Raw genomic sequence first — 25,781 nt, forward strand, 5'->3', positions numbered from 1 at the left:
CCGCCCCGCACGCCGGGGCGGCCGCCTGACACCGACGGTACGGAGGGGAAACATGACCACGCCCGGAGACGACGCCGACATGGACCCGGACACCGCCACCGCAGCGGACCGCGGCGCGGAACTCGCCAGGATCCTGCTGTCCGAGGCCCGTGAGGAGCTCACGAAGGCCGACAACAAGGCCGGCCTCTTGCTGGCGTCCCTGGGCGCGGCCCTGACAGCCCTGCTCGGTGCGATCGGCAGCGACGTTATCGCCCTACGACAGTACGCCGCGGTCCCGCAGTTCCTCCTCTGGGCGAGCTGTGCCGCTTGCGTACCGGCACTCGTTCTCCTGGGCCTGGCCATGACCCCACGGCTCGGAAACCCCCGCCGCTCCCGAACTCACTACTTCGGCGACGCGAGGCTTGCGATGTCGGTCGCTCACCTGGAGCGGACAGTCCGCCGCACCGACCCCATGTCCCGTGACCTGAGCCAACTGGCGATCCTGTCCCAGATCGCCTGGACCAAATACCGCTGCATACGCCACGCACTGGCCTGGGGCATGGTCTTCTTCGCGTTCGCGCTGCTGGGCATAGTGACGGGAGCCTCGAACTAGCGGCACGGCGGCTGAGGAACGGCTGGCCATCCGACCACAACGCGCTCAGCGAGCTCCGCACGCCGATGGCTGCCGAGGTAATGCCCGACCAGACCCGAAACGGCTCCCACAACCACTCACGGGTCTGACCCCCGATGCACCCACAACCCTTTCGTCTTCGTCTCGAATGAGGATCGAGCATTGCCGGCTCGACCGGCTGCGGGTCACGGACGCCGCGACCTTGTCTCATGGGAAGTCCGGGCGGAGCTTGTGCCGGATGGTGCTGATCCGGCGGGAGAAAAGTCAGGGTCTGGCGATCCGTCCGCTCACGCAAACGGCCCCGGACGGGGAGTCCGAGGCCGAACAGAACGCCTTCCTGGAGAAGAAACCCCAGGTCAGCGCCGTAATGTGCTGTGCCCCCGGCAGGATTCGAACCTGCGACACCCGCTTTAGGAGTGGGATCGAATCCTTGCCGGGGGGTGCCTGGCGCTGCCACGCGGTGCTGTTTCCCCTGGTCAGAACCGCGCGGCGAGCCACTTGATCCGGCTCGTGCCGCCCTGTATCGGGCAGTCCGCTCACGCATCGCTCACGCGCCTGAGGTACCTCGGTGTCGTGCCGACGCATCTCCATCTCGCCGTGGTGGAGTCTGTCGCGCCCAGTTCGCGCTTGCCATCTTCCAACGTCTTGCGGAGTTGCCGATCCGGCAACACGTGGAGGCACCCTGGCCGATCGGCAAGAGCACGTCGAGGGGTCCCATAGCTGAACCATGGGACGCTGGCTGCTGCCTCTGGCAAAGTGATCGGCACTGCTAGACGACTCCCGTAAGGAACCTTGTGAGCACGCTCGGTAGCTTCATCTGGTCAATCGCTGACCAGCTTCGGGGTCCCTATCGCCCCAACCAGTACGGGACAGTGATCCTCCCGTTCACGATCCTGAGACGGCTCGATTGCATCCTTGAGCCGGACCGCGCGGCGGTACGTGAGCTGGCTGCGAGGTACGAGAACCCGAACCGGCTCAAGGTCGAGGTCAAGAAGGCCACGGGGAGGACGTTCCACAACACGTCCAACTACGAATTCGCGAACCTGCTGGCCGATGCGGACGGGCTGGCGGACAACCTCGCTGACTACATCGATCGGTTCTCCGCCGACGTCGACGTGTTCGAGTACTTCGATTTCAAGAAGGAGATTCTGGCGCTGGAGAAGGCCGGGCTCCTGCGCGAGATCATCAAGTCCTTCGGCGCCGTCGACCTGCATCCCGACGTGGTGTCCAACGCAGACATGGGGGACGCGTTCGAGTACATCATTCGCAAGTTCAACGAGGCCGCGAACGAGACCTCCGGAGACCACTACACGCCGCGCGACGCGATCCGGCTGCTGGTCGACCTGCTCTTCGCGGAGAAGGACGTCGACCTCACCGAGGGCAGCATCATCCGGTCGCTGTACGACCCCACGGCCGGCACCGGCGGCATGCTCTCCCTGGCAGAGGAACACCTGCTCGCCGAGAACCCCGATGCGAAGTTGAGCCTGTACGGTCAGGAGTACAACCCGCAGTCGTACGCCATCTGCAAGTCTGACCTGCTCGCTAAGGGACACGACGCGACCAACATCGCCTTTGGTAACACGCTCACCGACGATGCCTTCAGGGGCCGCCAGTTCGACTACTGCATGTCCAACCCTCCCTACGGGGTGGACTGGAAGCAGTACGCCAAGGCGGTCAAGGAGGAGCGCGACTCCGCTGGCCCCTACGGCCGCTTCGCGCCGGGACTCCCCGCAACCTCGGACGGCCAGATGCTCTTCCTGCTCCATCTAGCCCACAAGATGCGCGCACCCGAGGACGGCGGCGGCCGCGTCGGCATCGTCATGAACGGCTCGCCACTCTTTACCGGAGGCGCCGAGTCCGGTCCCTCCAACATCCGCAAGTGGCTACTGGAGAACGACCTCGTCGAGGCGATCATCGCCCTGCCAACCAACATGTTCTTCAACACCGGCATTGCCACCTACATCTGGATCCTCGACAACGCCAAGCACCCTGACCACAAGGGCAAGGTCCAACTCATCGACGGCACGTCGTTCTGGACCAAGATGCGGAAGAACCTCGGCTCCAAGGGACGCGAGATCAATGAAACTGATCGCGCCGAGGTCGTGCGGCTGTACGCCGACTTCGAGGACGCCGATCCCGACCTTGCCAAAGTGCTGCGTAACGACGAGTTCGGCTACTGGACCATCACCATTGAGCGTCCACTGCTCGATGAGGACGGGAACCCTGTTGTCGACCGCAAGGGCAACCCGAAGCCGGACTCAAAGAAGCGTGACACCGAGAACGTGCCCTTCACCTACGGTGGCTCGACCGCCGGCACGGCAGGGGAGTGCGAAGTCATCCAGACTTACTTCGAAACGGAGGTGAAGCCACACGTCCCCGATGCCTGGATCGACTGGGCGAAGACTAAGATCGGCTACGAGATCCCCTTCACCCGCCATTTCTATAAGTACATTCCACCCCGTTCGCTCGCCGAGATCGACGCCGACCTGGAGAAGCAGGTCACCAAGATCCTCGACCTGCTGCGGGAGGTCGAGGGATGAACTCTCCGACGCTCATCGGTGCACACCGTGCCGTCTCTAAATTGCTTGAGAACCGGCCCGAGTCGTGGGACGTGGTTCGCTTTAAGGGTTTGTTCCACCGACTCGATCGACGAAATGCCCACCTCGCACACGAGATGTTGTCGTTGCGCTCGACAGGTGAAGTCGTCGCGCGCGCTGAGCTGGGCGGGCGCCAGGAGCCAGCCGAAGCCAGCCTGCCAAAGTACCTCGTCACCGAGACCGACGACCTTGTGGTTAACCCGATGTGGCTGATCGGCGGCGGCATCGGCGTGTCGCGGCGGGCAGGAGCAGTCAGCCCCGACTACCGCGTCTTCAGGTCGCGTGGTGCCTTGCTTCCGCGGTTCGTTCATCACCTGTTGCGATCGCAGCCGTACCTTGATCAATACCGCCTTTACACGCGGGCACAGACGACGTTTGACCGTCGCGTGCAACAGCCAGACCTGGACAATCTTCCGCTGCCCGTGCCTCCCCTGGAGGAGCAGCGAGCCATCGCCAACTACCTCGACCATGAGACGGCCCGCATCGACACGCTCATCGAGGAGCAACTCCGGCTGATCGAGATGCTCGGCGAGCGACGGCAGGCTGTCATCGATCGGGCATTCACGAAGGCTGGGTCGAACAGCCGCATTGTCCGCGCGTGCCTTGACGTTGTCGACTGTCCTCACACAACGCCTGCTGTAGACGACGATGGTCCGTTCGAAGCGGTGCGCACGGCTTCCGTCCGAAGCGGCCGGTATCGGCCTGGGCATGGTTTGCGAGTGAGCGAAGCGACGTGGCGCGAACGGAATGCCGGTGGATCTCCGTCCCTGGGCGATGTTGTTTTCGCGAGAGAAGGCGGGTCCGCAGGTGAGGCGTCGATGGTCCCGTCCGACGCCATCTGTCTGGGGCAGAGAATGGTGCTTCTACGTGTAGACGCGAACTCGTGTGTCGGTGAGTTCTTGCTTTGGCAGCTCTATTCCAAGTCAATCCAGGACCATTTCCATCTCTCCATGAGCGGTGCTGCGGCCGGGAACATTCGAGTATCCGTTCTGCGAAATACTCCCATCTGGCTTCCCTCGCTCGAGATTCAGCGATCGGTCGCGGCACATCTGAATGAACAGATGGCGAAGATCGACACCCTCAGCACAGAGACTGAGGGGTTCATCGAGCTCGCTCGCGAGCGGCGGTCGGCGCTGATCACGGCGGCGGTGATGGGGCAGATCGACGTACGAGAGGTGGCGTGATGGCCGACCACAACGAGGTGGTCTTCGAGACGGAGATCTGCGAGTACCTCGAGGCTCACGGGTGGTTGTATTCGGCGAACGACCGTGATGGTGGTGACTACGACCGAGAGCGGGCGCTGTTCCCTGCGGACCTGTTCGCGTGGCTGAAAGAGACGCAGAGGCCGGCGTATGAGAAGGCGTTGAAGGCAGCGGGGTCGCAGGTGAAGTTCCTCGACGTGCTAACCGCGGCGCTCGACCGGCCGCTGGAGCACGGCGGGGGGACGCTGAACATCCTGCGTAACGGGGTGCAGTACATCGGCGGTGGTCGGTTGAAGATGGCGCAGTTCCGTCCGGAAACGTCGCTCAACGAGACGACCACGGCACACTTCGAGGCGATGCGGGTCCGGGTGGTGCGGCAGGTGCACTTCTCGACCGCCGACCAGCGCAATATCGATCTGGTGTTCTTCGTCAACGGGCTCCCGGTCGCCACGGTGGAGCTGAAGACCGACTTCACCCAGTCGGTGGATGAGGCGGTCAACCAATACAAGCAGCATCGCCAACCGTTGACGAATGGGCGGTCGGAGCCGTTGCTGTCGTTCGGGCACCGGGCCCTGGTGCACTTTGCGGTCTCGAACGACCTAGCGGCGATGACCACGAGGCTGGAGGGGGAGAAGACCCATTTCTTGCCGTTCAACATGGGCTTCGACCGCGCTGCCGGCAACCCACCTGGCTCGGACGGACGCTCGTCGACGGCGTACCTGTGGGAACGCGTCTGGGAGAGGCACGCCTGGCTGAACATCATCGGTCGGCTGATGATCGTGCAGACCAAAGAGGAGTGGGACGTCACCACCGGCACGTCGATGCGCCGTACAAGCATGCTCTTCCCGCGGTTCCACCAGTGGGAAGCCGTCACGAGCATCGTCGAGGCGGTGAAGGAGGAGGGTGTCGGGCATCGGTACCTGATTGAGCACTCGGCTGGTTCGGGAAAGACCAACACCATCGCCTGGACTGCCCACCGGCTGGCGCGGCTGCATGTCGATGACCAGAAGGTCTTCGACTCGATCATCGTGGTGGTGGACCGCACCGTGCTCGACTCCCAGCTGCAGGATGCGATCCGGCAGATCGACGGTACCGGCAAGATCGTCGCGACTATCAGCCCCGAGGACGTCCGTAAGGCTGGCGCGAAGTCGAAGTCGGGCCTGCTGGCACAGGCGTTGAAGAACGGTGAGCTCATCATCGCCGTAACGGTGCAGACCTTCCCGCATGCGCTGGACGAGATCCGAGCCGATGCCGGCCTGAAGGGCAAGCGGTTCGCCGTCATCGCCGATGAGGCGCACTCCTCCCAGTCGGGTCAGATCTCCTCGAAGCTGAAGCAGGTACTGACGGCTGAGGAGGTGAAGGAGATCGAGGAGGGCGGCGAAGTTGATGTGGAGTCGGTGCTGGCCTCGGAGATGACTGAGCGGGCCGAGTCGGAGAACATCTCCTACTTCGCCTTCACCGCGACGCCGAAGAACAAGACGCTGGAACTGTTCGGTCGCAAGGGGCACGACGGTAAACCGTGCGAGTTCCACCTGTACTCGATGCAGCAGGCGATCGAGGAGGGCTACATCCTCGACGTGCTCAAGGGATACCAGCACTACGACACCGCGTTGAAGATCGCCGGCAGGGCCGAAAGCGGTGACGGAGGAGAGGTCGAGGAGTCTGCGGCCCGCAAGGGTCTGATGCGCTGGGTGCAGCTCCACCCGACGAACATCAGCCAGAAGGTGCAGATCATCGTCGAGCACTTCCACGCCAATGTCGCCTACCTCCTCGAAGGCAAGGCGAAAGCGATGGTGGTGACCGGGTCACGCAAGTCCGCAGTGAAGTACAAGCTGGCCATCGACGCCTACATCGCCAGACGCCGCGACGAGGACGCCTCGTACAGCTACCGCACGTTGGTCGCCTTCTCCGCCGGGGTGCAGATGGCCGAGGACGAGACCTGGCACAGCGACTGGGGCCCGCAGCCCTCGGAGGATGACGAGTTCACCGAGGGCAACATGAATCCCGGCGCCGGGGCTGATCTGGCGGCGGCTTTCAAGGGTGACACGTACAAAATCATGCTGGTCGCCAACAAGTTTCAGACCGGCTTCGACCAGCCCCTGCTCTCGGCGATGTACGTCGATAAGAAGCTGTCAGGGGTGACGGCGGTGCAGACACTCTCGCGGCTCAACCGCACCCACCGCACCGCTGGTGGGGAGCAGAAGCGCAAGACGTTCGTCATCGACTTCGCCAACAAGCCTGAGGACATCAAGGCAGCCTTCGAGCCGTACTTCAAGAATGCGACCCTGGAGACCGAGACCGATCCGTACGTCGTCGTCCACCTGGCTGCCAAGCTCGCCCAGGCCGGAATCTACACCGAGGACGATGTCCGCAAGGTCGCCGAGCTGTGGGTGACGCGGAAAGGCAACAACGCGCTTTCGGCAGCGATCAGCCCGGCGCAGCACGACTTCCGCCGCCGCTACACGCGAGCGATCGAGGAAGAGGACAGGGTCACGCTCAACGCGCTCGACCTCTTCCGCAAGGACGTCTCCACCTACGTACGCCTCTACGACTTCATGTCCCAGATCGTCGACTACGGCGACCCCTACATGGAGATGCTCTCAATCTTCCTGCGCCTGCTGGAGAAGGTCATCGCCGAGTCCGCTTGGACGGCCGACGTCGACCTCTCCGACGTGGTGCTGGTCGGGGTCAAGCACGATAAAGCGATCGCGGTCGACATTTCACTGGTGGGCGACGGACAGCTGAAGGGCATCAGCGCCGTCGGCACGGGCTCGAAGAAGGATCCCAAGTACGTCGCGCTCCAGGTCGTCATAGCCAAGATGAACGACCTCTTCGGCGCCGAATCGTTCGCCGAGTCCCAGGTCCGGGAGTTCGTGCAGGGCCTCGTCCAGCGGTTGCTCGCCGACCCGAATCTGATCAACCAGACCAGGGTGAACTCCAAGAAGCAGTTCATGGAGTCACAAGACTTCCAAGCAGCAGTTTCGGAGGCGGTCGCAGATAACCAGGACGCCCACAACACGATGGCTGACTACTTCTTCACTGACGGCCCGGCTATCAACTCGATCATCGTCGCCCTAGCGGATGCCTTCTACGAGGCAGCCGTCGATCAGCACGTGGATTCTTAGGTACGGCCATGAATGTCCCGCCCCAGCAGATGAGGGGTCGCGCCCCCAACACGCTTTCCAACTATTCGTCTGGGGGTTCGGGGGTGTGCGGGAGCGTTCTGACCAGCGGCGGGGTTGCTGGCTGGTGGGCCTGCGAACGGTACTGGACAGAGGTGAATGAGACCACAACTGAGACCATGGCGAGCGAGCGTCGCCTGCCCGGCACCGTGACTCCGTCAGATCTGGCCAAGGTGTCCTGTCGGCTTTCGCGTTCTGGCAGGCTGGCCCGCTAATCCTGGGGTTTGTGGGGTTCTGCGAGATTTTCGGTGAAGTAGTAGTGCTGGACGACGGTGTCTGCTCGGTGACGGTTCCAGCAAGTGGACCGTCACCCTCCAAGGACGACGGCCCACGCGCTGCATATCAGTTACGCCGTGAAGAGCAGCGTTGGCTCGACGAGGATGTCCCGGTCCAGCTCGCTCTTGTAGATGAGGTCGATGCTGCCGTAGCGGGCCTGTTCGTAGTCGAAGCCAAGTGCGGCCACCGCCTTGCGGACCGATTCTTCCGACGGACCTTCGATCTCGATGAAGGTGGGGAGATCGGGCCAGGTGTCGAGGTCGTAGGTGATGTCGCCGAGCTGCCACTCTTCCCGGTAGTTCTGCTGGTATCGGACCTGGCGCAGCCCGAGGGCGACGAGGAGTTCGGCTGTCTTGTCGAGGTCGTTGACCTCGATCTCGATCTCTGTGGTGCCGTTGATGGTGGTGGCGTCGCTGACCTGCTTCAGGGTGAGGGTCTTCTTGCCTCCCTCGTCCCTCAGCCGGAGCCACTGTTCGCCCTTGACCGCGTCGTTCTCGAAGATGAAGCGGGTGAACATGGTCTTGTCGAACGCTCGTTGTGCACCGGCGGCGCGGAGTTGGGCGCGTACCGCGTCGACGTCGATGCTGAGGAATTTCGCCTCGTACTCGTGCTGGGCCATCGCTGTCTGTGCTCCTGGTGATCGGTTTCTAGGCGGTCAGGTCTCGGAGGTCGCTCTCCCGTAATCTGACGACCTCGTCGCGGGTGTCGCCGGCTACGAACTCTTCCACGGGTAGGCAGAGGTCCATGCGCTGTATGCAGACTCCGACGTGGAAGCGGCCTGTCGTGTCTCGGTACAAGCGGACGCCGTAGTAGCCCTCCTGGCAGTCGGTGGCGTTGTTGAAGCGGCAGTTGGCGCAGGTTGTCGGCAGCCTCACCGGCCGGATGTGCTTGACGATGAGCGGACGGCCGTCGGGCAGCCGGTAGGACATGCGGAAGCCCGAGGTGCCCGCGATGAGGCGGACTTCTTCGAGTTCGGCGCCGAGCTCGTCGAGCAGGATGTCGATGGCGTTCAGGGACTCGTCGCCGTCCGCCAGCGAGGAGAGGATCCGGACGGACAGGGAGGGGGAGTATTTGGCGAGGAGGCGGTGAACGCGCGGCACATGGTCTCGGTGCGGCAGGACGATGTTCGCGCGTGGGTCCACGCCGAGCTTCACGGCGAGTCTGATCGACTCGTCCAATGCTGCGATCTTGCGCTCAGCCAGGGCCTTGTTCCGGTACCGGACGTGCTGCACCTGTGCCAGCTCTTCGGGAGTCGTTCCGAAGACGGAGAAGTTGACGTGCCCGAGCCCGGCCGAGGCGCAACTGGGCAGTATCCGGGCCCCGTTCTCACCGTTCGAGGTGATGCTTACCGCGTAGCCGGCTTCTCTGGCCATGGTGACGATCTCGGGAAGCCGGGGATGGAGGGTCGGCTCGCCCCCGGTCAGGTGGACCTCGTGGAAGCCGAGGGCGTTCCGGAGCTGTTCCAGTGCGTGGCGGAACGACTCGTCCGGGAAAACAGGCGCACTGAGAAAGTTCGCCCCGTTGGTGGCCACGTAGATCGATACGCGTCCGGAGCTGCCCGAGTCGGTGAACAGGTCGGTCGCGTGGGCACGGTTGTCCACGCTTACGGGGGTGCCTTCGTTGTGGCAGAAGGTGCAGGTCATCCCGCAGGAGTCGATGATCTTCACTCTGAGGGTGCGGTCGGTGGTGACCGTGATCGGGACCGCGTGGTGGATGTTCTCAAGGGCTGGGTGCTGAATCATTCGGCGTACCTCAGGCGGGTCGAAGTGGATCGCGGCGCACGGCGCGCATGGCGCGTCCGCGCTGCTGCCCGGGCGGACCGCGTGGCTGGGGTCACGGTGGGTGCGGAGCGGTGGGTGGCCCTCCGTCGGCTGCCGAGCTCGCTCATAGGCAGCCGACGGAGGGGGGAGGGTCCGCCCCAGGTGGGCACGGGGGAGCCGACCCGCGGTGCGGGTACTCGCCTGGGGCGGACCGGTCTATGGAGTCGGTGCCGTTGCGAGGGCCAGACCGACGACCAGGCCGCACGATGCGCTGATGCCGATAATGAAGAGGACTCCGGCGTAGCGGCCGATGACGCGCATCATGGCTGTCGCCTCGCGCCGGCGGCCGGCCCCAGGGCTGGTCTCGACGGGGCAATAGCTCGTGCGCGTGCTGCGGGACGCACTCGTGTGGTGCCCTCTCATCGTGATCCTTGGGATGTGCGCAGCATGTGGGCCCAGACCGTCTTGCCCCTCGGTTTGCGCGCGTGGTGGCCGACTCGTATGGCCAGGGCGCTGACGAGCGGCAGCCCACGACCGTGTTCCTCATCAGCCGTAAGACGCAGTGCCATCGGAGTGCGGGGGCTGCCGTCCGATACCTCGATCAAGCAGCTGTGGTCCGTCGAGATCAGAGCGACTTCGAAGAGATGCCCGGGGACGTGTCCGTGTAGCACGGCGTTCGTCGCGAGCTCGCTGGAGACCAGGACGACCCGGTCAATGTCGTCGAGTACGTATCCCCACTCGCTGAGGGTCTTCTCCACCTGGCGCCGGACGAGGGAGACGCATGCGGCGGTCGAGGCGAACTGCATGTGCCATCTCTCGGCGGTCTGCTGGTCGTGCGTGGCCATCGCGTACATCGCGTCCCCTCGTCGCAGGCGGTTGGAGGACCAGCTCACCGCGAAGGGCCATCACGTAATCAGGTCACAGTGATTACCCAACGTGGGTAATATCCAGAGCGGCTGACCAACCGCCAGACGGCACCGCCTGATGCGGCAGAGGAGCGCATGTGCCCGGACCCCAGCCTCATCAGGGACTTCCGCCTGAGCTGCTCGCGAACCCCGAGTGGCAACGCGCCTGTCAGAAGCGCGACTTCGCGAAGGTGTTCCACCTCGTGAGGACGAAGGCGGGCATCTACCCGTCCCGCGTTGCCGCCTTGTGCGGCATGACACCGAGCCGGGTCGGGGAAATCATGTCGGGGCGGCGCGGACTCGCCCACATCGATGTGATCGAGCGGGTCGCCGACGGCCTTCGTATCCCCGGCGCCATGCTCGGGCTCGCCCACAGGCCCTGGGAAATCCCGTCCCCCGCGACGTCGCGAGACCGACTTCCGAGCCGTTCCGCGCAGACATACGAGACCTTCGCCGACACTGAACGGGAAACTGACGCTGAATCCCACAGTGATTTCGACGACTTGCTGATGCTCGCCGATGGAAGGGTAACGCGATCGACGCTCCTCGCCCTGCGGTCATCGGTCGAGGACTACTGGCGCCGTGACGACGAACACGGCGGCGCTTCCCTGCGTCCGGCTGTCGTAGGGCACCTTCGATACGTGACGCAGGTGATGCGCAGCGTCCGCACCCCTCTGCGCCGCGATCTTCAGTCACTCGCGGCCGAGCTCGCTCGCCTCGCCGGGTGGGCCTACTTCGATGCCCGCCAGTACAGCACCGCGCGCACCCACTTCACCCAGGCGCTGCGGCTTTCGCACGGGCAGGACGACTACCTCTTCATGGCCAACGTCCTCTCCTGCATGAGCCTGCAGGCAACGTACGACGGACAGCCCGTCAATGCGGTGGCACTGGCCTGCAAGGCCCAGGACAGCGCCCGAGCCGCCGGCGGGCAGCCGCTTGTGATGTCGATGCTCCACATGCGGGAAGCCTTCGCCCACGCCACGCTCCGCGACGCCGCCTCGTGTCACCAGGCCATCGGACGTTCCCGGGACGCATACGAGCAAGCCCGCAGCCAGGAAGGCGAGGCGCCTTCCTGGATCCGCTACTTCGACGAGACGAAACTGATCGTCGACACGGGAATCGCCCTCGCCAAGCTGGGCGAGTCGGAACGTGCCGAGCCACTGATCGCCGAGGGCCTTCGACGGGAAACAGGCGCACAACAGCGTGGCCGCGCCTTCCACGCATTCTGGCTGGCCACGGCCCAACTCCAGCAGGGGAAGCTGGATGCCGCGTGCCATAGCGCTGGGCTCGCCCTGGACCTCAGTGCGTCCCTCGACTCACCACGGGTCGCGGGCCACGTCCACGAGTTCCACCAGCGCCTCGCCCCCTACGCGCACGAGACGCCGGTGATCGCCTTCGAGCAGCGCATGCGCGAAGCGCTCGGCTAGCTTGCGGCGCTCGTGGCGTCGTCCAGCAGGAGGTACAACAGCCCGACCAGGCTTCCGCTGCTGACCACCTCGCGACGGTCGATCATGCCGCGAATCTCGGACATCGGGATCCACTCGATACGGTCCGATTCGTTCAGTTCGGTCGGCGGACCGGCATAGGCGGCAGCCTCAGCACGGAAGACGTGATGTTCCGAGTCGGTGATGCCGTTGGCTGGCTGCGCGTAGACGAGAGGCTTCAGGCGCTCCACCTGCCAGCCGGTCTCCTCCTCCACCTCACGGGCCGCCGCCTGCTCCGGGGTCTCGTCGGCCTCGATCAGGCCCATCGGCAGCTCCCAGCCCCACGTGTCCGTGATGAACCGATGGCGCCACATCATCAGCACCCGCTTCTGCTCATCCACCACCGCGGCGACCGCGAGATGCCGCATCCGGACCACATGGTGCTCCCACCGCCGGCCGTCCGGCTGCTGGACATCCACGAGCCAGAGATTGACCCACGGGTTGTCGTAAATCTGGCGCTCGCCATGAACCGTCCACTGCATGAGCCAACTCCCCTTCGCCTCTGTGCAGCTCACAGAATGTCACTTGGACGAGAAGCCGTCTGCCCCATCAACGACTTCCGGCCCGGTACTCGCGTGATCCGGCCGACCAACCGATCTGCGGGCGCCATCTCGGCAGCACGTCGATGGGTTCATGATGCGCTGGGTACAGCCGCCATTTATTGACGGTGAGGTCCGCGCTTGCCCGCAGTGCGGCGAGTACCGGGGCTGGGTCATCTTCTGCATGCGCGACGACTCGGTGTGGTTGCGCTGTCGGGCCCGGCCCCGAGACGAAGGAGGGGGACCTGGACGCGGCTGGTACAACCCCAACTCCGGTCCGGTAGACCGGTTCCATCCCACCCTCGATGAGGGGGTTGCGTCATCTCGGCCACTGACAGTAGGTACTGACAACGGAATTGGGCATCACGGCCGCTGTGGGATCTGCTGGACCGCATCCCGCCGCCGCGCCGCCCGACGGCGCTGTCATGACTCGTGAGACAGGAGAACGGGTGCGACGAGGTGCCGGCGTGTGTGTGCGAGCGCGGCGAAAATCAAGCCCTCAGACCAGTGCTCTCTCTGCTCGCGTGATCCCTGGCTACTCGTCTCTGTCAGCGTGTTGCTCAGCAGGACCGCGATGTCCGCCCCTGCCGTGGGGTGCCATTGACCTGCTGGAGCACGCCGACGCCCACGGCGGCGCCGTAGGCGTCGTCTCGTCGGTGCTTGCACTGGATGGCCCAGACCCGGCCGACTGCGAGACAGCACCGGCATGGTGCAGTGACCCACAAACGCGACGGGGGGCCGCTGGAGGCCCAGCTCGAAGCCCTCACTCCCGAGTCCGCATCACGGGCGGCGCCTGCCATCGCTGGGCTGCGACAGTGGTCCGGCACCATCACTGGGATGTGGCTCGGTGCTCGCCATTGGACCCAAGTAGATAACATAGCCTGGGACTTCGATAGCGGTGACCCCAATTTGCATACGATCGGGGCCGGTTGATCAAGGGGGCTGATATGGGAGTCAAGCTTGACCTGGATGCTGCCCGCCAGATATTGGACGACGCATATGTCCAAGCGGTTGAAGCTACTTCGTTGCCTGATACATGGCTGAATTTTTCGCGCTCACTTCGACAAGAGGGAGCACCTCGCACATACACCCCCGCTCTGGGTACCGCGCTCCTTGCCCGTGCATGCGATGTGGCGGTGGACCCTCGCTCCATAAAGGAGGCATACAGCACTCGGTCTTATTCAGCCCGAACGCTGTGCCACCGCGTCCTTGTGCCAGCCGCCGCGGGGCTTGGTTTCGACCTGTACACCACTGGGAGAGAGCCTCTAAATAATCAGCCCTTCTTTCGCTACAGTCACTACGACGAGATATCCCGGCTGCCGCCGGAGCATAGTATGCACTTCGGCAGGCTCAATGACGCCCTGAGAGTTCTCGAACAGCACAGTCCGAAGGAATGCAAATTGGCGCTTATGGCCTTCCTGAAGGTCTGCTCCGAACATGCGGGATACGATAATAAGCCGGAATCAGTTGCCCGCCACGTGGTTGGTGTTCGCAAAAATTATGCCTGCGATCCCATTCCTGTAGATGGCGGCCAAGCTCAGGTGTTTAGGGCGAGAGATAAGTCTACGGGCTCCGTGGTGGCTCTGAAGAAACTCCGCATACCGCTAGGTCGACGCGTTGCTCGGATGAGACGGGAGATAGAAGTAGGACTTCTTCTCGGTAGGCACCCTCATGCCATGCCCATTTTGGACTACGCCCAGGACCATACCTGGTTTGTCATGCCGTACGCTGAAGGTACCGCCGTAGATCATTGCGATGAGTTGCGGAATGATGATGTACTTCTCTCTCTGCTGCAAGCCGTATGTTCGGTTCTTAAGGTAGCGCATGAAAAGGGATATGTGCACCGCGATATCAAGCCTGACAACATTCTTTTGCTGCGCGGTCGGTGGGTGCTCGCTGACTGGGGCATCGTAAGGCGTCCGCGAGGGATGACGACTGATCCTCAGCGGACGAGGAAAGGTATGGCTCTAGGGTCGGAGGGGTTTGCGGCACCCGAATTGGAGGACGATGCCCACAGCGCAGGACCGCAGGCAGACATATACAGCTTGGGTCAGTTCGTTGGTTGGGCAGTCACTGGCAAACGTCCACGCGCAAACGTTCCCCTAATACCTGCAAATGGGGTATGGCGTGCGGTTGTGAGAAGCGCTACGAGAGACGACCCTGCGATGCGGCCAGGTTCCGTCAGCGATTTCCTCGAACTCGTCACCCGCGAGCTTAATTCTCCAATTAGGCAGGACCCCAGAAATACTGCTTACCTCCTTGCGGAAGTGTCAAAAGGGTCGACAGTCGCGCTGGATGAATTACTGGATCTTGCGGTTCGGAGGACGGGTAATTCTGCCGCGTTTTGCGACATCCTACTCGGAGTGGATGAGGCTCCAGTATTGGCGGCTTTACTGAGGGACTCCGGTCGCGCTATCGATGTAATTCGTGAAATGGCCAGGCTTATTGAGACGCGTGGAGGAAATGAATGGCCGGAGGTTAATCGGGTGGCTTTCTGGATATTTAATATCGGCCGTCAGGCCGCCCTCGTAAACGAACTAGACCTGCTGGAGGAATGCTGCCGAGGCGCATTCCGCTGGGATGCTGTATGGGATCAGAAAGATGCCCAGGGTAGGATTTCGACATGGTTGCGCGCATTAAGTGGAGGTGCCGCTAGTTCGGTTGCCGAAGTGCTGCAGAAGTACCCGAACTGTGCGGCTAATTTTGCGGACTTGGCGCACGATAATCTCGTCGACCGTAGAATTCGGTGGGCTGTATCTCGCTGAATGGGGAGTGGTGCTCAGGTGCCTTGCCGACGGAGACGTACTAGCCGTCGCGCAGTCCAGCAGGCCACCTGCACGCACGATACCTCGGCGTCTAGTGCGGCCCAGCTCATGTGGCCATGCGAGCCCAGCGCGATCATCCTGGACGACTAGGTTCACTGTCATAGAAGCCGAAACGGATGGGTTCGATGTCGAACGCCTCAATTGGATAGCAAGGGACACCAGTTCGCCGGGAGCAGACACAAAGGTCTCCGAAAGGACTGGTGTGCTAGCCGCAGACCATGTCAACGTACAACGCCCTGCCGGAAGATCTACCCCCCGAGCCCATGGAGGCGCCCCTGCACTCGCACCATCCCAGCGATCCCTTCCGACCTGGCGCTCCTCCCGCGTTTTGGGTCGGTCCCCGGCACTTGGCTGGCGACGACGGTCGTCTCTACGATGCCGTCGCGGACAGCCTCGCCGACTTGGGCTGGACTGGCCTGACTGTCGTTCGCGGGCGGCGTGAAGTCAACGAGCCGCTGGAAAATCATCAGGTGCTGCGCAGCACCGTCCTGCACATCAGTCCTGACGCCCTTCGGTGGGCTCAGTGGATGCTGCCGGACGAGCCGTTTCACCTTGGTGGGCTGCCGATCGCGTGGCAGGTTTCTGCCCGTTCGGACGCGAGCAGTCCGCTCGCGGACTGGTCCGCCTACTTCACCCCCGACGTTCCGGGCGAGGTCCTCGCCGACTTTCTCCTCGCGCTCGACGAGTGCGGCCGGCCCGCCGCCTTGCCCGCCGGTCCCGAGGCGGTCCTCGATGCGGCCACCGCGCACGGCTGGCTCCGCGACGCCGACGAACCCCACGCGGCGGCGATGCACCCCACCTTCACCGCCCGCCTCAGTCTCGGCGAGGTGCCACCCCTCATCCAGGATGCCGACCCCCGCGCCCTGACCGCCGAGGCTGAGGAGTCAGGGGCGACGGGCTGGCAGGCGTGGGCTGAGTCGGCCATGGGTGCCCCGTACCTGTGGGCTGCGTCGTTCAGCACCAGCGTGCCGCACGGCCTTGTCGCCGCGTTCGCGTCTTCGCTCAGCTCCACCGCACCGGTACTGCGCCGGTTGCTGCCGGAGAGCACGCGGGACCAGCTGCTGTGTGCCCCCGCCAGCTGAGCAGTGACCCGCGCCATGAAGCCGGGCCTCCCGTTCGGGAGGCCCGGCTTCACGCTGCTCTGGCAGCTCGTTGGCACTCCGGCCATGCATCAATCCGGCTGCCCCGCACGGCGGTGCTTGTTCTCCGCTTTCAGTTGGGCCAAGCGACGTTCAGGCTCGGCACGTGTTGCCGGCTTTGGCGGTTGTGTCGGTGCGGCTCGGGTAGTTGGCGGCTGGCCTTGCGTCAAACCGAAAAGGGGCTAAATCCGTTGCTGATGCTGACGGTCTACGAGTCAGTGCCGCGGGCTTCCTTCAGGATCTCGATGCTCTCGGGGTCCTTCGGGGCAGAGCGGCGGTACTGGGGGTGGCCAAGGTCCATTTGAAGTGCGGCGTGGAGCGGGGCGGGGTATCGCGTCCGGTCTGACCAGGAGAGCGCCTGGTGGCTGAGCCGTGCGGCAGCGACCGCGAGAGTCTCCCGGTCGTAGCCGTCCCGTGTGTGCATGGGGGTGATCTCCCGCGTGGTCATGCTGTACCACGGCGAGTTGAGTTCGTTCTCCTTGCGTTCGCCGACGTTCTTCGATGCCTTTCCGGGGTCGGCCCGCCAGCGGGTCTTCCACTGCCCGTGGCGCTTCTTGCCGTAGTTACGGGGTTCGGTGAACAGGAACCACGGGTGGCCTTCAGGCCGGTCCTCCGGGTAGTAGAGGTCGCTCGAAGTCTTTAGCGGGACGGTTTTGCCGTTCTTCTGCTTCTCAGTGACGTTGACCAGGCGGGGCATCTCCGCCTGCGCGCAGTTCATGCGGATGATGCTGGCCGGATTCCAGGACGGGGGCAGTCCGCTTGCGGGAAGCCAGAGGCGGGGGTCGTCCGGATCTTTCCCCAGGCCCTGCTTGTTGTTGTGAAGGCCGGGCCATACGCGGCGGCTCGCGTGGCCGTCGATCATCAAGGCGTACGGCAGGCCGTCGAGTTCGTCGTGGAGTTCCTTGAGGGCGGTGCAGACGTCATCGCCGGCCTGCGCCCAGCGCTGGAAGTCGCTGTCCCCGTTCTCAGTGTGAAGGGGGTAGTTGGCGGCGTGGAAATTGCTCTGTGCGAGGGCGTAGTGCTCCCACTGCGGGTGGATGTTGCTCCAACCCATCATGCGCCAGGGGCCGCCGGGGTCAGGGGAAGGAATGATCGCACTGGCGGTGATGATTCTTTTGGGCGCGCCCTTGTACTTGCGGTCAGTGGCCTGCTTGCGGATGTGGATGCCGCAGAACGCCATGCGGGGCAGCGGGTAGGGATCGTCGTCGGGGTAGAGGGCCCGCTCGAAGCGGTCGTCCACGACGCCGCATGAACGGTAGAGGTCCAGCACCCCCATGTAGACGCGGTGGTCTTCGAAGGCTTTCGGAGGCTTTTTGACGATGCTGAAGGTCTTGGTGAACGGGTCGTACTCGCGGCCGACGAGGAACTGAGATGGCACTGCGGCCTTGGCGAGCTCCCGCACGACCTGGTGCTTGGCATCGTTCTCCGCAAGGGCGGTCTTCACCTCGGCGGGCTTCAGGCCCTCGTGTTCCTCGCCGCGCACCGGGATCTCCGTTTCACACCAGGCGGCGAGGAGAACACCAGGTTCTGCGAACGTGCTGGTGATCCTTTGGGCGTCGGTGGCGCGCTGAGTTCCGGGACCGTGCTCCAACAGGGCTTCGGCGTTGCAGAAGACGGCTTCGATGCCGTCCGCGAGGGGGAAGGGCTTCTCTCCGGCGGGGTCAGGATCGATGCTATCCGGGTCGAGACCGTAGGGGTGGGCGAGACCGTGGATCATCCGTGTGAGCGTCGCGTCGCGGTACCACAGGCACAGAATTCGGAGCTTCTTATATCCGGCCGCCTCAATGGAACGGCGGATCCCTTCGGGGGAGGGCTTGCCGATGAGATCGACATACTCGCCGTCGTTCTTCTTCTGCTTCTTCTCTTTCGCCAGGGCGGCGGTGGCGGGCTCGTGGGCACGCTTGCCGAAGACGTTCCCCTTCGATTTAAGGTCGAGCAGGGATGCCGTGTCGCCGAAGGCGCGCTGGACGTGGTCCCGCAGCAGCGAGAGGTGATAGATGCCGGAGCCGGTGCCGACGGCGAAGGAGTCCGTCTTGGGCATGGTTGGCCTGATCGCGCCCGGTGGCGGAGTCAGGATGTCGATCCTCTTACCGTTCTCGTCCTTGGTATTCAGCCGGTCGCGCTCGTCGGCGACGCGTTCCTCGATCGCGTTGAGCGATGACCGGTCGGCGTCCATCTTCGCCAGGATTTCCAGCGCGTGCTTGTTCGTCTGCCGTAGGCCGCGCCCGTCCAGGGACACGGACATGAGTGGCCTGTCTGTTCCCTGGTCCACAAGGACGGTGCTGGCGTGGATCACCGTGTTGTTGATGCGTCGGATGTGGGCATCGAGATTCAGGACGGGATTCGGCTCAGCCGTGTAGGTGGCCATCTTCACTGACAGACGAGACATCGCGTACTGGACTTGGCTGCGGGTGGGGTTCTCTGGACGGGCCTTGATCGCTTCGCCGAGGTTGACCGGGTGGGCGAGGTTGGCGAAGACCGGCCCGATGGGCTGGTCCCAGGCGATCAGGTCACCGGTGCTGATGGGCCGGTACTGCACTGCCGCGATGTTGCCGGAGGGCCGCCAGTCGGCGGTCCGGTGTTTTGTTTCACCGGTAGCAGCCTCGTATGCCTCAAGGACCGGTTCGACTTCCCGGTCGAGGAAGGGCTTTGCGGCCAGTTTCATTGCGATGTGCCACTTGACCGCCTCGTAGGCCCAGTTGTCCGGGCTGGCGGGCTTTCCGTCTTCCTGTTGGAGGATGTTCTCCGCCAAGTTGTGGCGCTGTGGAGTGGCGTCGGCTACTAGTCGGGCCAGGGTGGGCTGGTCCATGAAGGGGATCTCGTCCAGAGGGACCTTACGGACGATGCCTTCCAGGTAGGTGAAGACCGTCCGGAGCGTGTCGGGCTTCACGGGGTTGAGCGTCACCATGAAGGCCAGGTTCTTGTCCAGGTAGACGTAGCCATCGGTGATCTGCTGGAGCACGGTGACAGCGATGGAATAGGGGACCAGGAAAGGATCAGTTTCCTGGACATCCTTGATCCACTTTCCGTTTCTTGCTGCCGTGCTCCCCAACTCTCGCCAGGTCCTGCGGATCGGCGAGTGATAGTCGCCGAAGTCCCAGACCAGGGCGGTCATGCCTTCGAGAAGTTCGGTGCTGCAACGGATCGATGTGGTGTGCGCGGTGAGATCCCGCTGCGTGCTGCTTCGCCCCATGAGCGGGGGTACCTCGTCTCTCGGTCTCTCCTCTTTGGAGAGGAGATGCGGTTCTGTCTCCGCCACGGCAAGGCAGAGGCAGGCGTGGGCAGTTCAGAGCGTCTCGCGTTCGAGCCCGGCGTACGTCAGGAATGCCTGAAGTGCTTGACCGTAGAGCTCATTCATGATCTCGCGCTGCTCCGGAGTCCAGTCGCGGTAGATCTGCTCGATGATCGTGGCCAGGTCGGAGCTGAACTTCTTGTCGTGGATGGAGTGGTCCACGATGTGGAGGGTCATGTCGGTCTCGCCCCGCCTAGCGCGGCCGGCGAGCTGGATGAGTAGAACGAGCATGCCTGCCACGAGTTCCTTGCGCAGGTCGTGGTCCATGTTGGAGAAGCGGGCCGGAGAGCGAAGGATCTTGGTGAGTTGCTTCCAGGAGGCTTCGCTCGCGGTGCGCAGGACGGCCAGGGGCTCGTCGCTGCCGCCGGCAGGAAGGGTGTTGAAACCGGCGGCGTTGACGCTTGCGTGCAGCCAGTCGGTGTCCTCGATGCTGAGGACGGGCCGGACGCACAGATAGATGTCGCGGACCGCCGAGCGCGTACCGACGACGATGTTCAGACCGCGTCCGATGACGGCGAGGGGAGCAATGAGAATTTCTCCGCGGCCGGGGAAGTCCTTGAGCTCTTCGCGGACCATGCGGTCCACGTGAGTGGGCAGGTGCTCCTCGTAGCGTTGTTTCTCAGGCTTCTTCACCAGCAGGCAGACTCGGTGGTTTAGACCGTCGGCCTGTGCCACCCCGGAGGCGAGGTAGGCAGCCTGTTCGTAGGAGTTGACGGCGAGGATGACGCGGGCCCGTTCCGGTTCCTGCTTCTCCAGGCGGGCGAGGCGTTTGGCGAGCTGCTGTTCGTACAGGCCCCTGCCAAGATCGCGTAGTGCGTTGGGTTTCCGCTCCGGCGGGAGCCCTCCGATCCTCATGGCGTCCCCGTTGTTGCTCCGCACGGGGGTGGCGACGGTGACGATGGACTCAGGGCGGGTGTCGGGCAACCACCAGCGGACCGGGGCATGGATGTGTTCCTGCACGGCTTGGGGCAAATAGGCGGTAGCGGACAGGCCCATGACTGGGCGCTGCACGCCGGCGGTCAGTAGGGCTGTGAGACCGCCGAGTTCGCTGACGAAGGTGTGGGGATCGCCGCCGAAGGAACGAGACAGGAGCTCCGCTTCCCTCTCTTTGTTGTCCATGCCCTTCACCTGGTAGCCGTGGATGGAGCGGCCCAGCATTGCCAGGGGGTAGAGGGTGGAGACCGTTTTGCTCCGCATGGTTTCGAGGATCTTGCGAACCGATCCCAGGTCGAGGTAGCGCAGGGTCTGTGCCTGCATGCGCAGCTCGTCCAGCGCACCGTCGAGCTCTCGTAGCACGGTGCGGGTGACCAGCAGGTTCACCACGGCGGCTTGCTGATGCGCATCGGGCACAAGATCACGCAGGAGCGTGCGCATCGCGTCGCGGGTATCGGTGAGGTGGTCCTGGCCTCGCTGTGCGGTGAGTGTGGTCAAGGCCGTTTCGACAGCGTCCCAGTCGGCTCCTTCGGGAAGCTCGATGTCCTCATCCGGTTCGGAGTCGTACCAGGGGGCGGGCATGATCTCGTCGAGGAAGGCGAACAGCTCGGGTGCAATGTCCTCGGCCGCGGTCTCGTCGGGGAACAGGAGCTGGAGGATTTCGCGGTCCCTTGAACGGGCCAGTCGCCAGCCGGTGTTGTCGCGGCTTGCGCCGTCGGGGCTGTCCGCCCCATTGCCAGGGTTCAGCTTCAGCCCGCTTCCGGAGCAGAGCCACAGCAGCAGCATCTCGGCCATGAGACGGGCGTGACTGACGGGCGCTACGAGGCCCATCTCATGGACGAGGGGGAGGTTCTTGGCGTCGGAGTCGATCTCCCGCAGCGCGGTCGCTCGTTTCCGGGAGGCCAGAGTGATTTCCGAAGTGCAACTGCTGATGGCGGCCGTCTGGAAAGCGTCGATCTCATCGATCACGAGCGCATCGCATGCTCGCAGCGTCATCTCAAGGACGCTCATGCCGCTGGTCCCGCGCGCCTTACCACGGAACTTCTGTCCGTCCAGGACGACGCCGATGCGTGTCCGGCCTTCGAGCAGGTTGGCGTGGTTGGTGACGATGACGGCTGCGTCGGCGGCCTGGTAGAACTGCTGGAACTTTCCGCACACCGGGGCGAAAGAGCAGGTGAGCCGCGTGGACCCGGTGGCCACGGAAGTCAGCGAGGTGCAGTTCTCCTCACCGTACGGATAGAGGGTGGGCGGGTCCATCAATGCCCGCTGCGCGCAGCCGGCTGACAGGAGCCCGATGTCGGTCCTGGCGCGCCGGTCCCACTCGTCGATCTGGGTGGAGGAGCCGAGGGCGGCGTAGTCCATGGCCCGGCGGTGCATGCTCGACGGGGACATCAGCGGAGTGCAGTGAGCGGGTTCGGCGAGATGCTTGTTCCGGTGCAGGTAGGCCAGGTCGTTGTTGATGTCCCAGGCCATGTCCAAGGTGGCTCGCACATCGGTGACGGCGAGAGCAATTCGCCGGTCGTTTATCGCTGCCCAGGATGCCATGACCCGTACGAGGACCGTCTTGCCGCTCCCGGTGGGGGCGTTGAGGACCTGCAGGTCTCCGTTGGTCAGGTCGAGTTCCGTCAGTGCGCCGTCTGTGGTCTTCATGCTCTTGAAGAAGCGCTTGAGCACCTGGTGGAGGTAGGCGACGCTCTTGTCCTGCCCGCTGAGAATCTTGGCGACGTCCAGGAGTTGCTTCACCGTCGGTGCGACCCGTTCGCGCTGGGGGCGGGTGTGCACTTGCGGCAGAACCTCGTGGCCGGGTGCTTCAAGGAAGCCGGGAGTTCCCTGGATATAGATCTCCCTGCTGGTCGTGCCGTGCTCCTTGCCCAGGTAGGCCGTCCTCGTCTTAAGCGTTCCTGGGCCTGCGAACGCCTGTGCCTTGGGGCGCTTGCCGAAGGTGAAGAACGGGCCGGTGACACGCTGCGCGTAAGCGAGGGGATCACCTCCCACACGAGGGATCACCGCGTCCGCCAAGTGCGGATCCCCGGCCGGCAACCGCAGCGAACCGCCCGACCTGTCCGCAAGGTCAGAATCGGGAGCCAGGGTGCCGAGCAGCCCGAGGACCGCGGCCCTGAGTTTCTTCGCGTCCGTCCATTCCTGAGCCATCAAGATCATCACTTGACGGATCAGGTTCCGCTCTTCCACTGGCAAGCTCGCCCATTGCGACCATGCCTGCGGCTTGCGATGGGCGAAGAACGTGGCCTCTTCGAAACCGGCGTGGACCCGACCCTCGTCGTCCTTGCGGGGAAAGTAGTGCGCGGTCAGCGCGAGTGCTCCTGCCAGGCCGGCTTCCTGCCCTGTCATCTCCCCGCTCATGCCCGGTCCTCCTTGACCTGCCCGATGACCATCTCCAGGTAGTCCGTCGCGGTCATCGCTGCCTTCATCCTGTAGATGCGGCACACCGCATCGAGCTGGCCGACCTGTTCCTGACGGTGGTCGGGCACCACCAGATACTCCGCGCCGCCTCGATCGCCACCGTCCATGTGGAGCTTGCTGATCAGATGATTCGGCCAGGTGTAGTCCTTGAAGTCGGCAAGAAACCGCGGCTGTTCACCGTCCTCGCGGGTGATCCACAGGTCACACTGGTCCCCGTTGGGCCACAGATGCGACGCCCAAGCCGTTCCCTCCAGAGCCGCCGCAGTCGCCCGATGCAGGGCCAGCTCGGGGAGACCGGGGACGACCGTGTAGCGCCACACGGGCCGCACCAGCGCCACGTACTCCGCAGTTGGCTTGGCCTCCGGCACCTGCGGCACGGCCCCGGTCCACAGACGCGCGAACCTTCCAGACGGAACCCGGCATTCAAACGTCGGACTCAGCACGGGTGCCGTCTTCTTCCGAGCAGTCACGACAAACTCGTACGACGCACCCGTTTCCTCGTGCCAGGGGTACAGACACCGCACCGTGCCACGGGTGCGTACGCCCGTGCGAGAAGCCGCCACTTTCATAGGCCACTTGCAGGCAGGGCAGGGCCACCACCAGCCGTTGTACTGCCCGTACTGGGAGATCGGCTTGTAGAAGTCGTTCGCCCGGGACGGCAGATTGAGTTCCGCCAGGTTGCCACTCGGCACCGTGGGGTTCTCCACCAGCGTGGTGCGGTGCCTCTCGTAGTAAGGGCCCTTGATCGAGCTGAAGACGGCTTCCTGGCTGTACTCGTCGTCCAGCTTCGGCTTCGTTACCTGCCCGGTGAACTTCCCAACCTTTTGCGCGGCCCGCAGGACGCGCTGGGCTTCGTGCCGGAAGTCGAACCCCTCCTCGGTGGCCACGCCCTCGCTGTCCATGAGCCGCACGCCGACGAGAGCCTCGCCGTCGATCCAGTCGGGCAGAAGTCCTTCCAGGGAGCCGGCCCGGTCGCCAGTGAGCCTGCCCATCAGTTCGTCGAACCGGATCAGGTGTCCAGGGCCGCATGCCGCCATCAGGATGCCGTGGGCCTCCATGAGGAGGTCGAGGCGTCTCGGCCCGTCCAGTTCCTCGCTGGCCATCGCGTGCTCGCACACGGCGAATGCCTTGACGATTTCCAGCAGCGCGTGGGTCTGCTGAATGTCTGTCGTGTCGTCAGCTTGCATCACGGGCCGGACCCTACGGCAGGCCACTGACAATGAACCCGAGGATCCCGCCCGGGGAGCTCAGCCAGAGATCTCGCCGACGCCCTGTGTATCAAGACTGGGATACAGACCGCGGTAGGTGTCGAGGAAATCGGCGATGTGGCGCCTCCCGGAGTCCGTAAGGAACCACCGATACGGCCCATGAGTCACCCCATCGGGGAGCCGCAACACAATGAAGCCCCGACTCGGGGTCCGTCCATCCGGGCTTTGCCCCACCGCCAGGTAATGCGGCCCACGCCCGGCGAGACTGCCGTCCACCCCCTGCGTCCCAGCGTGCGCGACACGGACCACGATCTTCCACAACCACAACGACAGCAGCGGCGCGGGCGGCCCTACCTCGCGGGAAACACCGAGCGCCGCGCGGGCTACCACTCGCCCATGCCGGCTCATCTCCACCCGGGTACGAGGCAAGTCCCCTAGCCCGTCGACATAGACCCGGTCCCGGTACACAACGATCAACCCACGCCGCTCCAAAGCGGCCACTGAAGACCCGGCGCCTGGGTCATGCACACCAGCCTCGCGCAGCCGCTCCTGAATGCGGGTGTAGCCGACCGCATCGGACGAGGCGGAGAGCGCTAACGTCATACGCCGCCATTCAGCTGCCGGTCGTTGCTCCGCGCCCACGTAACGGGCGTGCCGCTGTTCCTCCTCCACCTCCTGATCCTGCTGGAAGATGCACGCCAGATAGGTACGCTGCCGGTCGTTGAGGGAGCTCCAGGCAGCGAGCGACTCGCCGGACGGCTGACGGGCACGTCGCACAGGAAGGAGCGGAAGAGGCTCTTCCGGGCGGCTACGGCGCCAGGCATCCATCACCACCCGGTCCGGAACTCGATAGACCTGGGCGAGCATGCGGGCCACCCGCCCGAGGGTTTCTGCAGACCCCCACGTCCAGCCACGGACACGTCTGCCACGTTCCAGATCACGGACCTTTTCCGCGCTGAAATTCAGGCCCCGTGCACCCCTCTTGTGTCGTAGAACCGAGGCCGCCTCTTCGCAACTCATGCCTGCGTCACGGCGCAAGTCGGCCAGGCTCTCGGTCCCCGGATCGCGACCCGTCAGGTCCTGCGCACCGCATTGCAAGACTTTTAGCAGCCGGCCGAAAGCCCGGTCTCCGACGGCCCGTGTTCCCGCCTCCCAGTGACGTACGGCACGCGGAGTGACTCCTACGGCCTCGGCTAACTCTTCCAGGCTCATGTCTCTGAACAGTCGCTGATGCTCCAGGGCCTGAGGACGGAGGGACTGCGCCATGTCAGAAGCAAAACGCAGGGAACAGTTCACTGCAACTGCTCTGACTGCCGACTTTGGGGCAGAGACATTGATGGGCTCGGACATAGGTGATCGGGCCCATCAATCGGCTGCCAGCTTGGCATCGGTTCGCGTCTCAACCACG

At 64.1% G+C, this 25,781-nt stretch carries 15 protein-coding genes; 7 read left to right on the forward strand and 8 right to left on the reverse strand.

Annotation, left to right across the window (positions count from 1 at the left end; genetic code table 11):
- Positions 1 to 52 precede the first annotated feature (52 nt).
- From CU044_RS03170 to CU044_RS03185, 4 genes are all read left to right on the forward strand, one after another.
- Entirely contained in the window at positions 53 to 592 is a 540-nt protein-coding gene (locus tag CU044_RS03170; protein WP_129766890.1) for a Pycsar system effector family protein, read from the forward strand.
- An 812-nt stretch (positions 593 to 1,404) separates the two neighbouring features.
- Positions 1,405 to 3,150, forward strand: a complete 1,746-nt coding sequence (locus CU044_RS03175; protein WP_129766891.1) for a class I SAM-dependent DNA methyltransferase — start codon at positions 1,405 to 1,407, stop codon at positions 3,148 to 3,150.
- Positions 3,147 to 4,391: a restriction endonuclease subunit S gene (locus tag CU044_RS03180; protein ID WP_129766892.1), complete on the forward strand. Its 1,245-nt coding sequence runs from the start codon at positions 3,147 to 3,149 to the stop codon at positions 4,389 to 4,391. Before CU044_RS03175 ends, CU044_RS03180 begins: the two co-directional genes overlap by 4 nt.
- Positions 4,391 to 7,534, forward strand: coding sequence for a type I restriction endonuclease (locus CU044_RS03185; protein ID WP_129766893.1), 3,144 nt, complete (start codon positions 4,391 to 4,393; stop codon positions 7,532 to 7,534). Before CU044_RS03180 ends, CU044_RS03185 begins: the two co-directional genes overlap by 1 nt.
- 403 nt (positions 7,535 to 7,937) lie before the next feature.
- Here CU044_RS03185 and CU044_RS03190 read toward each other — a convergent pair whose 3' ends face one another.
- From CU044_RS03190 to CU044_RS03200, 3 genes are all read right to left on the reverse strand, one after another.
- Complete coding sequence (locus tag CU044_RS03190; RefSeq protein WP_129766894.1) at positions 7,938 to 8,486, reverse strand: class IV adenylate cyclase; 549 nt, start codon at positions 8,484 to 8,486, stop codon at positions 7,938 to 7,940.
- Positions 8,487 to 8,514: 28 nt separating this feature from the next.
- Positions 8,515 to 9,609, reverse strand: a complete 1,095-nt coding sequence (locus CU044_RS03195) for a radical SAM protein (RefSeq protein ID WP_129766895.1) — start codon at positions 9,607 to 9,609, stop codon at positions 8,515 to 8,517.
- A gap of 437 nt (positions 9,610 to 10,046) precedes the next feature.
- A complete protein-coding gene (locus tag CU044_RS03200) occupies positions 10,047 to 10,481 on the reverse strand; it encodes an ATP-binding protein (protein ID WP_240045310.1) in 435 nt (144 codons plus the stop codon).
- A gap of 149 nt (positions 10,482 to 10,630) precedes the next feature.
- Here CU044_RS03200 and CU044_RS03205 point away from each other — a divergent pair, with 149 nt between their 5' ends.
- The gene (locus tag CU044_RS03205; RefSeq protein WP_129766896.1) at positions 10,631 to 11,959 is read left to right on the forward strand and encodes a helix-turn-helix domain-containing protein; all 1,329 of its coding nucleotides are present in this window, start codon (positions 10,631 to 10,633) and stop codon (positions 11,957 to 11,959) included.
- Here CU044_RS03205 and CU044_RS03210 read toward each other — a convergent pair.
- Positions 11,956 to 12,498, reverse strand: coding sequence for an NUDIX hydrolase (locus CU044_RS03210; RefSeq protein ID WP_129766897.1), 543 nt, complete (start codon positions 12,496 to 12,498; stop codon positions 11,956 to 11,958). The genes CU044_RS03205 and CU044_RS03210 overlap by 4 nt on opposite strands.
- A 1,004-nt stretch (positions 12,499 to 13,502) precedes the next feature.
- Between CU044_RS03210 and CU044_RS03230 the strand changes: the two genes are divergently transcribed.
- The gene (locus CU044_RS03230) at positions 13,503 to 15,320 is read left to right on the forward strand and encodes a restriction endonuclease, SacI family (protein WP_129766898.1); all 1,818 of its coding nucleotides are present in this window, start codon (positions 13,503 to 13,505) and stop codon (positions 15,318 to 15,320) included.
- Between the two features lie 323 nt (positions 15,321 to 15,643).
- The gene (locus CU044_RS03235) at positions 15,644 to 16,462 is read left to right on the forward strand and encodes a DUF317 domain-containing protein (protein WP_129766899.1); all 819 of its coding nucleotides are present in this window, start codon (positions 15,644 to 15,646) and stop codon (positions 16,460 to 16,462) included.
- 265 nt (positions 16,463 to 16,727) lie between these two features.
- Here CU044_RS03235 and CU044_RS03240 read toward each other — a convergent pair whose 3' ends face one another.
- The 4 genes from CU044_RS03240 to CU044_RS03255 form a co-directional block, all read right to left on the reverse strand.
- Entirely contained in the window at positions 16,728 to 19,712 is a 2,985-nt protein-coding gene (locus tag CU044_RS03240) for an RNaseH domain-containing protein (protein WP_129766900.1), read from the reverse strand.
- Between the two features lie 93 nt (positions 19,713 to 19,805).
- Complete coding sequence (locus CU044_RS03245) at positions 19,806 to 23,105, reverse strand: hypothetical protein (protein ID WP_129766901.1); 3,300 nt, start codon at positions 23,103 to 23,105, stop codon at positions 19,806 to 19,808.
- Positions 23,102 to 24,352 carry a hypothetical protein gene (locus CU044_RS03250; RefSeq protein WP_129767020.1) on the reverse strand — a complete coding sequence of 417 codons (1,251 nt, stop codon included), beginning with the start codon at positions 24,350 to 24,352 and terminating at the stop codon, positions 23,102 to 23,104. Before CU044_RS03250 ends, CU044_RS03245 begins: the two co-directional genes overlap by 4 nt.
- A 60-nt stretch (positions 24,353 to 24,412) precedes the next feature.
- Positions 24,413 to 25,639, reverse strand: a complete 1,227-nt coding sequence (locus tag CU044_RS03255; RefSeq protein WP_129766902.1) for a helix-turn-helix domain-containing protein — start codon at positions 25,637 to 25,639, stop codon at positions 24,413 to 24,415.
- Positions 25,640 to 25,781 lie beyond the last annotated feature (142 nt).

Source organism: Streptomyces sp. L-9-10 (assembly GCF_004151105.1).
Lineage (GTDB): Bacteria > Actinomycetota > Actinomycetes > Streptomycetales > Streptomycetaceae > Streptomyces.